We start from the raw sequence: 15,591 nt of genomic DNA, 5'->3' as shown, positions 1-15,591 counted from the left end.
GCGAAATCTCGTTATTGACCAGCACCGGGCTTACCGGGAAATTTTGATTCGACGGCGGACTTGATCGTGCTTTGCACGCCCTGGGCACCCGGCGAAGTGCCCTTGTCACTGCCCAGGTTGATGTCCAATTTGCCCTTTGTCTGGATCTTGCTGCTGCCGGTGGAAAACAGGTTGAACGAGCCGCAGGTCAGGTTGATATCCCCACCTGCCTTGAGCTCGATCACGCTGTCGCCGCACACCAGGCGAAGACTCTCGCCGGCCTCGATGGTGTAGTGCGTGGCGGCGCTGTCGGACTTGGCACCGCCCACGATCACCGTGTCGTTGTTGCGTACAACCCGCAGGCGATTGCTGCCGATGGTCACCGTCTCGTTATGCCCAATGCTTTTATTGCGGTCATGCCCCACCGAGTGGCTTTCATCCACCTCCACCACGATGTCCTGGTTACGCTCGGCATGGATATACAACTGCTCCAACCCCTTCTTGTCCTCCATGCGGATTTCATTGAAGTTGGCCGGCGTGCCGCCTTTGCTGGAGCGGCTTTTCATGCCGCTTTGGGTGGCGTTCTCCGGCAAGTCGTAGGGCACCGTCTGCTCAGCGTTGTACACCCGCCCGGTGATGATCGGTCGGTCGGGGTCGCCTTCGAGGAAGCTGACGATCACCTCTTGGCCGATGCGTGGAATCTGCATCGAGCCCCAGTTCTTGCCAGCCCAGGATTGCGACACACGAATCCAGCACGAGCTGTTTTCGTTGGATTGGTCGTGGCGGTCCCAGTAGAAATGCACCTTTACGCGGCCGTACTGGTCGGTCCAGATTTCCTCGCCCTTGGGGCCTACCACCAACGCGGTCTGCGGGCCTTTGACGATGGGGCGGTGAGTATTGGCCAGCGGGCGGAAACTCTGTTGGGCGTCGATGCAGGTCAGGCTGCTTTCGAACTGCGCCGAGCCTGAACCGCCACCGCTTTCCAGGCTTTCCTGCACGACGAAGTAACGGCAACCGACGATCAGGTACTCGCGGTTCTGGTCCTGGCGGCTGAAGCCGGTGAGGCTGAACAGATGGCCCGAGCCCAGGCCGCGCGCATTGCCGCTGAACTCGATCTGTTCATGCAGGGTTTGCAGGGCCTCGATGCGGGTGCGCGCATAGTGTTCGCCGTCGGCGCTTTGCACGTAGGTGCCGGGGTAGTCGTACAGTGGGTAGTCGCCGGCGGTGTGCGGGCGCGGCATGGCCGAGCGCACGTCGATGCTCGCGCTGGGGCGCTGGAAGTCGTAGTCGTTGAGCTCCAGCGAGCCCGGCTGCACCTCCTGCGCCAAGTGCCAATTGTGCATATGGTCGCGTTCGCGCTGCTGCTCGTCCTTGGGGTAGTAGGGGATCGACGCGTAGCCGGGCACGCTGGTGTGGGCGCCATAGGCGTCGGCCAGCACCAGCACATGGCGCTCCTGTTCATGGCGGAAGAAGTAGTAGATGCCTTCCTGTTCCATCAACCGGCTGACGAAATCGAAGCTGGTCTCGCGGTACTGCACGCAGTACTCCCACTCGCGATACGGCCGGCTGAGCGCGTCTTCGAAGTCGGAAAAACCCAGGTCACGGAACACCTGCTTGATGATCTGCGGGATGCTCAGGTTCTGGAAGATACGGCAGTCGGAGGTACGGCTGAGCAACCACAGCCAAGGGCGCAGGGTGACTTGGTAACTGGCGAACTGGCCTTTGTCGATGTTCTGGCTGCACCGCGCAACGATCCCGTGGAAATGCCGCTCGCCGCCGTCCGCCAGTTGCAGGCCGACGCTCATCGGTTTACCCAGCAATTGGTTAAGGTCGATGTTGGCGTCCAGGGACGTCAGTTGCAGCTCATAGTTGAACAGCCGGCCCAGCTCTTCACCGCCGCCCATTTCGTTGAGCAGCAGCACATCCGGCCCGAGGGGGCTGTTGATCTTGGCCAGGCGTGAGGCTTGGTTGAATAGCATCGGTTAACCCGTGAGTGTCGTAATAACTGAAGAAACCGAATTCAGTGTGGGAGCTGGCTTGCCTGCGATGGCAGTGGATCAGTCAACATGGATGTTGAATGTCAGACCGCTATCGCAGGCAAGCCAGCTCCCACAGTTTTGATCGTGTTTCTTCAGGTCAATCGTTGAACTGGTAGTGCAATTCATTATCCCGACTGCTGATCCGCACTCCCGCCAACGCCTTGCCTTCCAACATGCGCGTCAGAAATTCCCGGCTCATGTCCGGCAGCAGGCTGTTGGTGAGGATGGTATCGATCATGCGCCCGCCGCTTTCAGTCTCGGTGCAGCGCGAGACGATCAGGTCGACCACCGCGTCGTCATACTCGAACGCGACTTTATGGGTGTTCTCCACACGCTTCTTGATGCGGTTCAGTTGCAGGCGTGTGATCGCCTTGAGCATTTCGTCGCTCAGCGGGTAGTACGGGATGGTCACCAGGCGACCGAGCAAGGCCGGTGGGAAAATCTCCAGCAACGGCTGGCGCAGGGCCTTGGCGATTTCCTCGGGCTCGGGGGCGTTCGCCGGGTCCTTGCAGACGTGGGAAATCAGTTCGGTACCGGCATTTGTGGTCAGCAGGATCAGGGTGTTCTTGAAGTCGATCACCCGGCCTTCGCCGTCTTCCATCACGCCCTTGTCGAACACTTGGAAGAAAATCTCGTGCACATCCGGGTGAGCTTTCTCCACCTCATCCAGCAGCACCACGCTGTAGGGTTTGCGCCGTACCGCTTCGGTCAGCACGCCGCCTTCGCCGTAGCCGATATAGCCCGGTGGCGCGCCCTTGAGTGTGGACACGGTGTGGGCTTCCTGGAACTCGCTCATGTTGATGGTGATGACGTTCTGCTCGCCGCCGTACATGGCTTCGGCCAGAGCCAGGGCGGTTTCGGTCTTGCCCACACCCGAGGTGCCGGCCAGCATGAACACGCCAATCGGCTTGCTCGGGTTGTCGAGGCCGGCGCGGGAGGTCTGGATGCGCTTGGCGATCATTTGCAGGGCATGGTCCTGGCCGATGATGCGTTTCTTCAGGTGCTGGTCGAGGTTGAGCACGGTTTCCAGTTCGTTGCGGGCCATGCGGCCCACCGGGATGCCGGTCCAGTCGGCGACCACCGAGGCCACGGCCTGGTAATCCACGGTCGGTAGGATCAAAGGGGTTTCGCCTTGCAGAGCGGTGAGGCGCTGTTGCAGATCGACCAGTTTTGCACGCAGTTCATCGTTGCCGCTGTCCACAACCCCGGCCTTCTCGCGCAGGGTTGCGCGGGTGGCGAGCAGCTCATCCACCAGGGTTTTCTCTTCGGCCCAACGGCTTTCCAGCGTGGCCAGACGCTCACGTTCGGCGGTCAGCAGCGCTTCGCTATGGGTTTGACGCGCTCCAATGGCAATGCCGATCGCATGCTCACGGGCGATGATTTGCAGCTCGGTTTCCAGGGCTTCGATACGGCGACGGCTGTCGTCCACTTCCGCGGGGACCGCGTGCAGGCTGATGGCGACGCGCGCGCAGGCGGTGTCCAGCAGGCTCACGGACTTGTCCGGCAACTGGCGCGCCGGAATGTAGCGGTGGGAGAGCTTCACCGAGGCTTCCAGAGCTTCGTCGAGGATTTGCACCTGGTGGTGTTTTTCCATGGTGGACGCCACGCCGCGCATCATCAGCAGGGCCTTGTCTTCCGACGGTTCGGCAACCTGCACCACTTGGAAGCGGCGGGTCAGGGCCGGGTCTTTCTCGATGTGCTTTTTGTACTCGGCCCACGTGGTGGCAGCCACGGTACGCAAGGTGCCACGGGCCAGGGCAGGCTTGAGCAGGTTGGCCGCGTCACCGGTGCCGGCAGCGCCACCGGCACCCACCAGGGTATGGGCTTCGTCGATGAACAGGATGATCGGCTTGGGTGAAGCCTGCACGTCTTCGATGACCTGGCGCAGGCGCTGTTCGAACTCGCCTTTCATGCTGGCGCCGGCTTGCAACAGGCCCACGTCGAGGCTGCGCAGCTCCACGTCCTTGAGCGCAGGCGGTACGTCACCGGCGACGATACGCAGGGCGAAACCTTCGACCACGGCGGTCTTGCCCACCCCGGCCTCACCAGTGAGGATCGGGTTGTTCTGGCGCCGACGCATGAGGATATCCACCAGTTGGCGAATCTCCTCGTCACGGCCCACGATTGGGTCGAGCTTGCCGCTGCGGGCCTGTTCGGTCAGGTCCACAGTGAAGCGCTTGAGCGCTTCCTGCTTGCCCATCGCGCTGGGCGCCATGGCACCGCTGGCCTCGCCAGGGACGCCGGCATTGAAGCCATCGCTGGCGCTCAAGGCATTTTCCGGCGAGTCACCGACGTATTCATCAAAGCGCTCGCTCAGGGCCTCGGCCTTGATCTTGTCGAACTCGCCGGACAAACCCAGCAGCGCATGGCGCAGGCTCGGTGTCTTCAAGATGCCCAGCACCAGATAACCGGTGCGAACCTGGCTTTCGCCGAACATCAGGCTGCCATACACCCAGCCGCGTTCTACGGCTTCTTCCACGTGGGACGACAGGTCGGTGATCGACGTCGAGCCACGCGGCAGGCGATCCAGGGCTTCGGTGAGGTCGCGGGCCAGGCGCGCCGGCTCCACGTTGAACTGGCGGATGATGCGGTGCAGATCCGAGTCCTGCAGTTGCAGCAACTGGTGAAACCAGTGGGCCAGTTCCACATACGGATTGCCCCGCAACTTGCAGAACACGGTGGCGGCTTCGATGGCTTTGTAGGCCACGCTGTTGAGTTTGCCGAACAGTGCGGCGCGACTGATTTCACCCATGCTCTGGATTCCTTGAGGTGGTGGCGTGGTCGGCGTAATGCCGGGCCAGGATTAGGTCGTTGGCGTCATGCGCAGGTTGGCCGAGCCAGGTGTTGAAGCCCAGGCGGAACTGGCCGTTGAGTTGCAGCGCCGGAACTTCGGGTTGTTGCAAAACCAGGTTCAAATCCCAGTCCAATTCATGGCCCAGGTACTCGGCCACCCACGCCACCAGCTCGTTGAACGGCTGTTGGCCGGGCAGCATGCCCATGTAGTCATCCAGCGTGAGCGGGCCCAGGCGGATGCGGAATTTGTGCTGGCGGTCCCACACGTGGCTGCCCAGGCAGAAGTCCACGCCCAACTGGTTGGCGCTGACCCCCACGCGGCTGCGTTCGGGCAGCTCCAGCCATTGGCCGACGTATTCCTCGATCTCTACCGGCAGGCCGAAGTACTCGCTGAGGATCGCTTTCAAACCATCCGGGTAGCGGGTTTGCGCCGACAGATGGCCGCTGTAATGCAGCTTCGCGGTATCGGGGATCAGCCCTTGATTGAGCAGGCTCGGCATCCCACGGCCACTCAGGGCGGCGAGGCGGGCGGACCAGTAGTCATCGTCCGGGCGGTCGTGGCTGACCGTTGGCCGCGCCTCGGCCCAGGCCCGATAGAACAGGGTCAGCAGGCGATGGTGGAACACATCCAGGAACTGCTTGCTGGTGCTGTCGGCGTTGTTGCGTTGGCGCTCGCGCACGTACTCGGTGATGTGCAGCGGCAGCGGCCCGTTGGGGCCGCCGAGGCCGAAAAAGAACTGCTCCAACCGCGCCGGCTTGCCGTCGCCACCGGGGTCGACCGAGGCAAGGGTGGCGGGTGCGAAGGTGCAATCGGCCTGCTGCCCCAGGCGCAGCGGATCATCGGCCAGGCGCAGGGAATGGCCCAGGCGTGGCAGCTCGGGTGTTTCGCACTCGATGCGCCGCAATGCCTGGAAGAAGTCATATTCCCAGGGCTCCTGGTGCATCGCGTCCAGGGTTCTCACAGGGTCGGACGCCGTCCGGGCTTGGCTTTCCATCGCATGATCTCGCCGCGTTCGGTGGTACGGATCACCGTCTCGGTAAAGCTGTTGATCGACACGTAGCGTGCCAGGAAGCGCTCCAGCACTGCACCGAGCAGGAACACGCCGGTGCCGCGAAACGCGTTTTCATCGAACTCCAAGGTGATTTCCAGGCCGCGGCCAAACACAATCGGGCCAGGCATCGGCAGGCGTCGGGTCACCGCCTTGCTGCTGACTTCGCGCAGGCCTTCGATCTGCAATTGCAGGGCGGCGTCATTGCTGTCGCCGTACAGGCGCAGCAGTTCGCGCAAGGCGCCGGCGCCCTGGCCCTCTTCGCTCAAGGACAGGTAGTTGAGCGACAACTGGCTGATCAGGCGCCAAGCCTTGGCGTCATGCGCATGGCTGGCACGCGGGCGGCTTGGCCCGGCGACGCACCGCACGGCCAGTACCGGCGCACTGTCGGCCAGGGTGAAGTCGGTCTTGCCGTTGCCCACGCTCATGAACAGCGGCAGGTCCCGGTTGGTGCACAGTGCCGTCACGCCCAACTGGCGCAGGTCATGGCGATACGGCGCCTGGCGGCTGTCCACCAGGCTGACGAAGGTTTCACTGCCTACATAAGTGGAGCGCGGGCCATTGCGGCGCTGATCGCTGGACAGCACCCGCGGCTCGCGGCGCACGCTGTAATACGCCTGGTCGCGGCCATAGCGCGACGGATCGCGCACTGCATAGAACGGCAAGAACGGCTGCTCCGGTCCGGTGCCATGGCCAGTAATGCCGCTCAAGGAGTGAATCTCGAAATCCATCGGCCGCGTACGGTCGGCGATCACGTGGTGTTCATTGACCCGGTCGGACAAATGGATACGATCCACGCGCTTGGGGAACAGGTTGATGGCGGGCGTGCAGAACGGCAAGAACTGCGCCGCGCCGACACTGCCTTCCAGGCTCGGTTCGTGGCGGTCGAACAGCACGATCAGTTCCAGCTCCTGGCCGTCACACCGTTTGACCGCACGGCTCAACTCGGCGAACTCAACGAACAGGAAGCGATGGGGCAGGGCGAAGTACTCCTGCAACAGGCGATAGCCCTGGAACGCCCGCGCTACCACCGGCATGGCCGCATCGGCATCATCGAACCCCCGCGAGCGCAACGCGCCCTGGGGCAGGCGCTCGACCCAATCGCCACCGGGCTGGCGCGCAAACACCGCGCAGGCGTTGCCCAGCAGTTGTTCGTAGAGGCGAAACGGTTGTTCATCAGCGCCGCTCAGGTACAGCGGCAAGGTATCCAGGTCGAGGCTGTTGAACGGCAGCTCGGCACCGGTGCGCAGGGTCAGGCGCAGGCCGGCCTTGGCTTTCGGTTCGCTGGCGGCCAGGCGCCCGAGCACGGCGGCGGGGTTGCCGAAATATTCGGCGTTGCTGACCTGCAAAGGCCACAGCGTCACCGGGTGCGCGGTGCGGTACTCGCAGCAGGTCTGGGTTTCACGGCCCAGGGCGGCACGCAGCACCGTGTCACGGGGCAGCGGGAAACCGCCGGCCAGGGAGCCTTCATCGGGGTCGGTCTGCAGTTGCACTACGGTCATCGACGGCGTCGGTGCCAGGTAGTGCGGGTAGGCGATTTCTAGCAAGTTGTGGGTGAAGGTCGGGTACTCGGCGTCGAGCTTGAGCTGCACACGGGCCGTGAGATAGGCGAAGCCTTCAAGCAAACGTTCGACGTACGGGTCGGCGCAGTCCATACCGGACAGGGTCAGCCGACTGGCGATCTTCGGGTATTCCTTGGCGAACTCAGCGGCGCTTTCGCGCACGTGGTGCAGTTCCTGGTTGTACAGCTCCAGCAGGCGCGGGTTCATGGGCGTCTCCGCTGGTCGGCATTGAGCACGCGCACATGGCCGGACTCCAGGTCCACGTCGGTCTGCAACAGCAAACGCAACGGCACCGGCTGTGCCCACAGGTCGCCTTCAATTTCGAAACTCAGGGCGTTGTGATTCATCTCGCCATGGCCCATGCGCGCCTTGACTCGCAATGTGTGGCGCAAAATACGCGGCTCGAAAGTGGCGATGGCCTGGTAAATCAAGGCTTCCAGGGCTTTGATATCGACGCTCGAAGCGCTGTTGCCCGCCAGTGCCGGCAGGCCGTAATTGACCACCGAAGTGCCGGCCGGGGTGTGCAGCGTGGCATCGGTATCGAGTAACGAGGTGGTGTTAAGCAACCACGCCAGGTCACGCAGCACCGAGGCCTTCAATTGGGTCAGGGACAGCACGCGTTTGTCGGCGCTTTCCTTGGGGTTGGTCGGGTCGTCGTCGGTCAACCGGTCCAGCAGGGACGGTTGCAGACGGTCGCGGGAAGCGATTTCAGTTACCACCAAAGCAGCTCCACGGACGGGTTGCGAGAGGGACACAATGGCCGTGGCACCGGGCCACGGCCACACGGGCTATCAGCGTTTGGTGTTGGAGCGGATGTTCCAGCCAAACTTGATGGCGCCGCCGTCTTTGGTGCCGTCGGCTTTCTGCGGCTGGTAGTCGACCATCACTTGGGCAAAGTTCAGGGTGACGTTTTCGGTCAGGCGATCATCGCTGCCCGAACCGCCGGTGCTCAAGGAGGTGACCAGCACTTCTTCCAGGTTGATCACCATGTACTCGACCTGGCTCTCGCCACCGGCCTTGCGCACGGTCAGCTTGACCTTGTCGATGTGCTTGCCGCTGGCGCAGTGCATCATCAGGTTGGGCGAAGCCTTGTCGACGTATTTGGTCAGCGACAGGTCCTGGATATTCACCTTGCCCGCGCCACCGCCACCGCCGACGTGCATGTTGCCGGACTGGGACATGCCCCAGCTCCAGTTCAACACATCGATTTCGTCCTTGTGGGCCTTGTCCATGGACTCGCCCTTGATGTCGCCGATCTTGATGAAAATATCAACAGCCATGTTTTCTCCCTGTGTGGCTCAGGCCACTGAATGGGTTATGCCCAAAGGGCAGTGCTTTTCTGTGGGAGCTGGCTTGCCTGCGATTGCATCAACGCGGTCTGACTGGCAGACCGCATCGCCCGCATCGCGGGCAAGCCCGGCTCCCACAGAAGAGCTAGCTCAATCGTTACTTATGCGCTTTTTGCCGAAGGCAGTTTCGATACCAGGCGCAGCGACACCGTCAGCCCTTCAAGCTGATAGTGCGGGCGCAGGTAGAACTTGGAGTTGTAATACCCCGGGTTGCCTTCGACTTCTTCCACGATCACTTCGGCCGCCGCCAACGGGTGCTGGGCCTTGGTGGTTTCGGTGGAGTGCGCCGGGTCGCCGTCGACGTAGTTGAGGATCCAGTCCTGCAACCAGCGCTGCATTTCGTCCTTCTCTTTGAAGGAGCCGACCTTGTCGCGCACGATGCACTTCAAGTAGTGGGCGAAACGGCAGGTGGCGAACAGGTATGGCAGGCGTGCGGCCAGGTTGGCGTTGGCGGTGGCGTCCGGGTCGTCGTATTCGGCAGGTTTCTGCAGCGACTGGGCGCCGATGAACGCGGCGAAGTCGGTGTTTTTCTTGTGGAGCAGCGGCATGAAACCGTTCTTCGCCAGTTCCGCTTCACGGCGGTCACTGATGGCGATTTCGGTCGGGCACTTCATGTCCACGCCACCGTCATCGGTAGGGAACGTGTGGGCCGGCAGGTTTTCCACTTCGCCGCCAGACTCGATGCCGCGGATGCGCGAGCACCAGCCGTAGTGCTTGAACGAACGGTTGATGTTCACTGCCATGGCGTAGGCGGCGTTGGCCCAGGTGTACTTGGAGCTGTCGGCGCCGTCGGTGTTTTCTTCGAAAGCGAAGGCTTCCACCGGATCGGTCTTGGCGCCGTACGGCAGGCGTGCCAGGAAGCGCGGCATGGTCAGGCCGATGTAGCGCGAGTCTTCCGATTCACGCAGCGAGCGCCAGCCGGCGTATTCCGGGGTGGTGAAGATCTTGGTCAGGTCGCGTGGGTTCGACAGTTCCTGCCACGAACCCATGCCCATCACGGTCGGCGAGGCCGCAGCGATGAAAGGCGAGTGCATGGCGGCGCAGACTTTCGACAGCTCGCCCAGCAGTTCCACGTCGGGCGGCGACTGGTCGAAGTAGTAGTCACCCACCAGGCAGCCGTAAGGTTCGCCACCGAACTGGCCGTATTCTTCTTCGTACATCTTCTTGAAGATCGGGCTCTGGTCCCACGCGGTGCCCTTGAATTTCTTCAGGGTCTTGTGCAGGTCTGGCTTGGAGATGTTGAGCACGCGAATCTTCAGTTGCTCATCGCTCTCGGTGTTATTGACCAGGTAATGCAGGCCACGCCAGGCGCTTTCCAGTTGTTGGAAATCCTGGTGGTGGATGATCTGGTTGACCTGGGCGGTGAGCTTGGCGTCGATGGCGGCGATGATCGATTCGATCGACTTGATCGCGTCGTTGGACACCAGGTCGGTTTGCGCCAGGGCCTGTTCAGCCAGGGTGCGCACCGCGGTTTCAACGGCTTCGCGGGCACGCTCGGTCTTGGGCTTGAATTCTTGCAGCAGCAGGTTCGCGAACTCGCTGGCTTCTTCGGTGGTACCCAGGATCTGGCTGCCTTCGCGGGCGGTATTGTCCGTCATGATTACTGCTCCCCTGCAGGCTTGGGCGCGCTGGCAAGTGCCTGAAGCAATGCCGGGTCCTTGATCGCCTTCATGATGATTTCTTCAGCGCCAGTCTTGCCGTCCATGTAGGTCAGCAGGTTGGCCAATTGGGTGCGGGCTTCGAGCAACTGGTTCAGGGAGTCGACCTTGCGGGCCACGGCGGCCGGGCTGAAGTCGTCCATGCTCTCGAAGGTGATGTCCAGGCTCAGGTTGCCTTCGCCTGTCAGCTCATTGGGTACGTGGAACGCGACGCGTGGCTGCATGGCCTTGAGGCGTGAGTCGAAGTTGTCGACGTCCACTTCAAGGAACTTGCGGTCGGCCACGGGTGCCAGCGGCTCGGCAGGCTTGCCGGCGAGGTCGGCCATCACGCCCATCACGAAGGGCAGCTGGACCTTTTTCTCGGCGCCGTAAAGCTCGACGTCGTACTCGATCTGCACTCGAGGCGCACGGTTGCGCGCGATGAATTTCTGAGAACTTTGCTTCGCCACGTTGCTGCTCCTGGTCGCTTGAGCGACGGTGTTGTTACTGCACGGTCCGGCGGCTTACTCGCTGTCGGGGCCGCGCAGGTTTTCAAATTGGGACATGCCATCGGGAATCAGATTGCGCACGATGGCCGCAAAGTCGGCATGCACCAGATTCTTGGCTCGGTTCAACAACACCGGCAGCGGGCTCGAAGGCTCGTGGCGGGTGTAGTACGCGAGGATTTTGTCGAGGCTGCGCAGCACATCGTCGCGGGTGGCGATGTCGCCCGTCGGGCGAGGGGCTGCGGGCGCGGCGGCGTCGACCGAGGGGGCATTGTCTTCACTGACGGCCTCGGGATCGCTGCTGCTGTCGGTGCCTGGCACCGCTTGATTGAGAAGTTGCAGGGCCTGTTTGAGCGGCTGCTTCAAGGCGCTTAGGTCCACGCCCTGGGCGGAACCGACTTGGTCATTGACCTGTTGCTCAATGGCCTCGCACGCCGCACGCGCCGCGCTCAAGGCGTCACGGGTGGCTTGCAGTTGTTCGGGGTCGCTGTCCAGGAACGCGGCGTTGAGTTGCTGGTTGCCCAACTGCTCATCGGCAAAACTCTGCAGGCCGCTGGCGTTGAGTGCTGCGCGCAAGGTCACGGGCCCGAAGGTGCGCGAGCGCGTCAGGATGCTTTCGCGCAGCAGACGAATATTGGTGTCGCAGGTCAGGCCGGTAAGGGCGTTGATGCGCACGGTGGGGTCGTTGTCATCGTCGGCATCCAGGCGCGGGTGCAGATCGGCCCAGTATTGGCGCAGCAAGGCGTCGATCAGCGTGAGGACTTCGGCCAGCCCGGCCACACCCTGGAGGGCGAGGGTGCTTTGCAGCAGAAAGTGGGTGATGCGCAGGTCTTTGCTGCGCTGCAACAGGTCGAGGCTTTGCTGCTGGATGCTGCGCCACTCGGGCGGCTCAGCGGGCAGGATCGAGTCGCCCATGCTGCGTTCGGGTTGGCCCTTGGCATCACGTTCCAACTGCAGAAATTGCGCGTCATATTCCATGTCCTCGCCACAGGGCGACGTCGCGGAAACGGCGGTGAGCAGCAACGGCACATCCACTGAATTCGATCTCCTTATCGGCCCGCTGGATGGCGGGCAATTCATGCACTAGTTGCGTAATGAACTTTGCATGTTTTCTTGGTCATACACTCAGCGCGCCACTACTGTGCCATCACTGATGTTCAAGAAGTTGTGCATTTTTGGTGTAGTACTTATGGCTTGTCAAGGTAAGCTATTCGCCCTCTGTGACAGATGTGCGGTGTTTAACAACCTGCGCGACTGGCGAGTCGAAAGGCGCGCCCAGAGCGGATTTTTGTCATGGAAGCCAGTTAAGATCAGCGATCATGCTGGTAAAAGCAGATTTTGGCGGTCGTTTGTACGACAGGACGGGACTCTCCAGGGCGGTGCTGCCTCCTGGGTAGACTGCGCGCGATGTATCAGCAAGGAGGCAAGATGTCGCTGTGTTTGACTATCACTAGTTATCACAAGATCACCCCTGGGCAATGCCCCGAAAAGTCCATGGATCAGGGCGTGATGGCTATTGGCCGTAGTTCTGACAATGACTGGGTATTGCCCGATCCTGAGCGTCTCGTCTCTTCGCAACATTGCGTTATTCAATACAAAGATGGCCGTTATTATTTGACCGATAACAGCACCAATGGTGTGGAGTTGGTCAAGGCGGGTATTCGTATGCGTCGGGGTAACAGCGAGCCGTTGCAAGATGGCGAGTTGATCCGCATCGGCGATTACGAAATCCAGGCGCGCATCGACTTTAACGTGCAGGCCATCGACAGCCAGCCATTTGCCGGTGACTCACCCAACAGCTTTGAAGCGCTGATGGGCGCCGTGGCGAGCCAACCTGTGCCCACGCCGATGATCGCGCCGCAGTTCCAGGGCGCCTCGTCCATGGAAACCTTGCCAGACCTATTCGATTTCCTCAGCCCCACCGCCGTGCCGCCGCCCACCGTGGCGGACCATGTGCCGTCCGAGCAACACGATTTTCGCCCCCCGGCTCCAGTGGCCGTACCGGCGCCCGAAAAGCCATTGGTGCAAGGCTCGGTGATTCCCGAAGACTGGGACCTGTTCAGCGACGCGCCCGCACCCGCCGTCAATGCTGCGCCCGCCCCAGCACCGATCATCCCGCCGCCGCCCGTGGTCGAGCCTGTTGCGCTCCCCGTGGCCAATGCCGAGCCACCACCGGACCTCCTGCAAGCCTTCCTGCGCGGTGCGGGCCTGGACCAGTTGCGCCTGGACAAAGCCGACGCCTGCGCGCAGATGGAAAGCATCGGCCGCAGCTACCGGCTGATGGTCGAGGGCCTGATCGACGTGTTGCGCGCCCGTGCCAGCCTCAAGGGCGAGTTCCGCATGCAGCAGACGATGATCCGCCCCGCCGAAAACAACCCATTGAAATTCGCCCCGAATGCCGATGAAGCGTTACTGCTGTTGCTACGTCATGGCAACCAGGCGTTCATGGCGCCGGACCTTGCCGTACGTGACAGTTTCGACGACCTGCGCGCCCACCAATTGGCCGTGATGGCTGGCGTGGAAGCGGCGATCAAGCACCTGCTCACGCGATTTGAACCGGCGCAATTGGAGGAGCGCATGGGCAAACCCGGCGGCCTCTCCAGTCTGTTCAACGGTTCGCGCCAGGCCCAGTACTGGCAGCAGTTCACCGAGCTCTACAGCAACATTTCCCGTGAGGCCCAGGAAGATTTCCAGGACCTGTTCGGTCGCGAATTCAGCCGGGCCTACGAAGAGCACAGTGCACGACAGCGACGCTGAAAACGCCTCGCACTAATGGATAAAACGGATAGCTAAATACGTCATTGAGGACGCAGGATGATTCCCAGGTTTTTACTCGCAGCCGCCACCGCGCTGCTGCTGACGGCGTGTGCCAACGACACTGCCAAACCCCAGGTGGCCGCCGAGGCCGAAGCCGACACGGCCGCCATCGAGTTGCACTTTCACGCGATTGCCGGGCTTAACCCCGGTGCCAACGGCCAGGCCGCGCCGGTGCGAGTGCGCATTTTCGAATTGAAAAACGCCGCGACCTTTTCACGCTCCGATTACTTCGCCCTGGCTGACCGTGCGCAATCCACCCTCGGCCTCGACCTGCTGGACCAGGACGAAGTGATGGTGCAGCCCGGCCAACAACTGAGTCTGCAGCGCGATCTTGACCCGTCAACGCGCCATATCGGCTTGCTGGTGGGCTACCGCGAGTTGGACCGTGCGCAATGGCGCACGGTCATCAACGTGCCGCCGCGCCAATACAGCGAATACCAGATCAGCCTCGACGTGCATGCCGTGCGTGCCGACGTCGTGGCTTCCCCATCCAGCCCAGCCCAATAACAAGCAATCGGAGCCCCCATGTCCTGGAACAATCGCGTGGTCTGGTCGGAAGGCATGTTCATCGGAACGCAGCACTTCCAGCAGCATGACCGTTACCTGGAAAACCTGATCGACGCCCGCAGCCGCCCGTTGTCGGCGGGTGCCTGGGGGTTCTCCGAGCTGCTGATCGACCAGGGCCTGCTGGCCCAGGGCAAGCTGGCGATCGTGTCGGCCCGCGGCCTGTTGCCCGATGGCACGCCGTTCAATATTCCCCAGGACGACCTGGCGCCGAGCCCGTTGAACATCGACGACAACCTGCGCGACGGCCTGGTGTACCTGGCCCTGCCGCTCAAGCGCGCCGGCGCCCGTGACACGGTGGACGAGGGCGAGGCCCTGGAAGCCGCGCGCTACGTGAGCCAGGTGCGTGAAGTGCGCGACGACAACGCCCCGTTCGAAAACCGTGCACCGGTGGCCGTGGGGTCGCGGGCGTTGCGCCTGCTGACGGCGCAGGACGGCATCAGCGACTACGCCGCCATCGGCCTGGTACGCATCAAGGAAAAGCGTGCCGACCGTGCGTTGGTGCTCGATGACACTTACATCCCGCCCGTGCTGGACGTGGCCGCGAGCAAACCGCTGACGGCCTTTCGCAGCGAACTGCTGGGCCTGTTGCACCAGCGTGGCGAAGCCCTGGCCGGCCGCGTGGTGGCCTCGGGTGCCGGTGGTGCCTCGGAGATCGCCGACTTCATGCTGCTGCAACTGGTCAACCGCGCCCAGCCGCTGATCCAGCACTTCAGCCAGTTGAGCCCGTTGCACCCGGAGCGCTTCTTCAGCGAACTGGTCAGCCTGGCCGGTGAGTTTTCCACCTTCTCAACCTCCAGCCGTCGCCCCCAGGAATACCCGCAGTACCAGCACGATGACCTGGCCCTGAGCTTCATGCCGGTGATGGCGGCCTTGCGTGAGGCGCTGTCGATGCTCATCGACAGCAAGGCCACGCCGATCCCGATTGTGGAGAAAGCCTACGGCATCCATGTGGCGATGTTGGCCGACAAGACCCTGCTCGACAACGCCAGTTTCATCCTCGTGGTACGCGCCGATGTGCCCGGCGAAACCCTGCGTGCGCGTTTCGGCCAGCAGAGCAAGGTCGGCTCGGTGGAGCACATCCGCGACATGGTCAACCTGCAACTGCCGGGCATCGGCCTGCTGCCGTTGCCGGTGGCGCCGCGCCAATTGCCTTACCACGCCGGCAGCACCTACTACGAGCTGGACCGTGGCAGCGAGCACTGGCAGCAGCTGAATAATTCCGGCGGTTTCGCTTTCCATATCGCCGGGCAGTTCCCGGGCTTGAACCTGGCCTTCTGGGCGATCCGAGGATAA

General features: G+C 62.4%; 12 protein-coding genes. 3 read left to right on the top strand and 9 right to left on the bottom strand.

Features of this window, described 5'->3' with window-relative positions; genetic code table 11:
• Nucleotides 1-11: 11 nt before the first annotated feature.
• The 9 genes from CLM72_RS27875 to tssA form a co-directional block, all read right to left on the bottom strand.
• Nucleotides 12-1,958 (bottom strand): type VI secretion system Vgr family protein, encoded by a 1,947-nt coding sequence (locus tag CLM72_RS27875; RefSeq protein WP_105228977.1) that lies wholly within the window; start codon nucleotides 1,956-1,958, stop codon nucleotides 12-14.
• Nucleotides 1,959-2,115: 157 nt separating this feature from the next.
• Nucleotides 2,116-4,770, bottom strand: a complete 2,655-nt coding sequence (tssH, locus tag CLM72_RS27870; protein ID WP_105228976.1) for a type VI secretion system ATPase TssH — start codon at nucleotides 4,768-4,770, stop codon at nucleotides 2,116-2,118.
• Complete coding sequence (tssG, locus tag CLM72_RS27865) at nucleotides 4,763-5,806, bottom strand: type VI secretion system baseplate subunit TssG (protein ID WP_034129114.1); 1,044 nt, start codon at nucleotides 5,804-5,806, stop codon at nucleotides 4,763-4,765. The genes tssH and tssG overlap by 8 nt, the downstream gene beginning before the upstream one ends.
• Nucleotides 5,770-7,629, bottom strand: coding sequence for a type VI secretion system baseplate subunit TssF (gene tssF, locus CLM72_RS27860; RefSeq protein ID WP_054919759.1), 1,860 nt, complete (start codon nucleotides 7,627-7,629; stop codon nucleotides 5,770-5,772). Before tssF ends, tssG begins: the two co-directional genes overlap by 37 nt.
• A complete protein-coding gene (gene tssE / locus CLM72_RS27855) occupies nucleotides 7,626-8,141 on the bottom strand; it encodes a type VI secretion system baseplate subunit TssE (RefSeq protein WP_003195563.1) in 516 nt (171 codons plus the stop codon). The genes tssF and tssE overlap by 4 nt, the downstream gene beginning before the upstream one ends.
• 72 nt (nucleotides 8,142-8,213) lie before the next feature.
• Nucleotides 8,214-8,702, bottom strand: coding sequence for a type VI secretion system tube protein Hcp (locus tag CLM72_RS27850; protein ID WP_003195562.1), 489 nt, complete (start codon nucleotides 8,700-8,702; stop codon nucleotides 8,214-8,216).
• A gap of 170 nt (nucleotides 8,703-8,872) precedes the next feature.
• Nucleotides 8,873-10,369, bottom strand: a complete 1,497-nt coding sequence (tssC, locus tag CLM72_RS27845) for a type VI secretion system contractile sheath large subunit (protein WP_003195559.1) — start codon at nucleotides 10,367-10,369, stop codon at nucleotides 8,873-8,875.
• 2 nt (nucleotides 10,370-10,371) lie between these two features.
• Entirely contained in the window at nucleotides 10,372-10,878 is a 507-nt protein-coding gene (gene tssB / locus CLM72_RS27840; protein ID WP_003195557.1) for a type VI secretion system contractile sheath small subunit, read from the bottom strand.
• Nucleotides 10,879-10,932: 54 nt separating this feature from the next.
• A complete protein-coding gene (gene tssA, locus CLM72_RS27835; RefSeq protein ID WP_105228975.1) occupies nucleotides 10,933-11,949 on the bottom strand; it encodes a type VI secretion system protein TssA in 1,017 nt (338 codons plus the stop codon).
• Nucleotides 11,950-12,342: 393 nt separating this feature from the next.
• Here tssA and tagH point away from each other — a divergent pair, with 393 nt between their 5' ends.
• Genes tagH through tssK form a run of 3 tightly spaced genes read left to right on the top strand, consistent with a single transcriptional unit; the run spans nucleotide 12,343 to nucleotide 15,591 of the window.
• Nucleotides 12,343-13,671, top strand: coding sequence for a type VI secretion system-associated FHA domain protein TagH (tagH, locus tag CLM72_RS27830; protein ID WP_105228974.1), 1,329 nt, complete (start codon nucleotides 12,343-12,345; stop codon nucleotides 13,669-13,671).
• 57 nt (nucleotides 13,672-13,728) lie between these two features.
• Nucleotides 13,729-14,238 carry a type VI secretion system lipoprotein TssJ gene (tssJ, locus tag CLM72_RS27825; protein WP_105228973.1) on the top strand — a complete coding sequence of 170 codons (510 nt, stop codon included), beginning with the start codon at nucleotides 13,729-13,731 and terminating at the stop codon, nucleotides 14,236-14,238.
• An 18-nt stretch (nucleotides 14,239-14,256) separates the two neighbouring features.
• On the top strand, nucleotides 14,257-15,591 hold the full coding sequence (gene tssK, locus CLM72_RS27820) for a type VI secretion system baseplate subunit TssK (RefSeq protein WP_003195550.1): 1,335 nt from the start codon (nucleotides 14,257-14,259) through the stop codon (nucleotides 15,589-15,591).

The sequence above is a fragment of the Pseudomonas sp. MYb193 genome (genome assembly GCF_002966775.1).
In the GTDB taxonomy this organism is placed as follows: domain Bacteria; phylum Pseudomonadota; class Gammaproteobacteria; order Pseudomonadales; family Pseudomonadaceae; genus Aquipseudomonas; species Aquipseudomonas paracarnis.
Note: the sequence above shows the minus strand (reverse complement) of the source record. Positions and strands in the feature narration are given on the sequence as shown.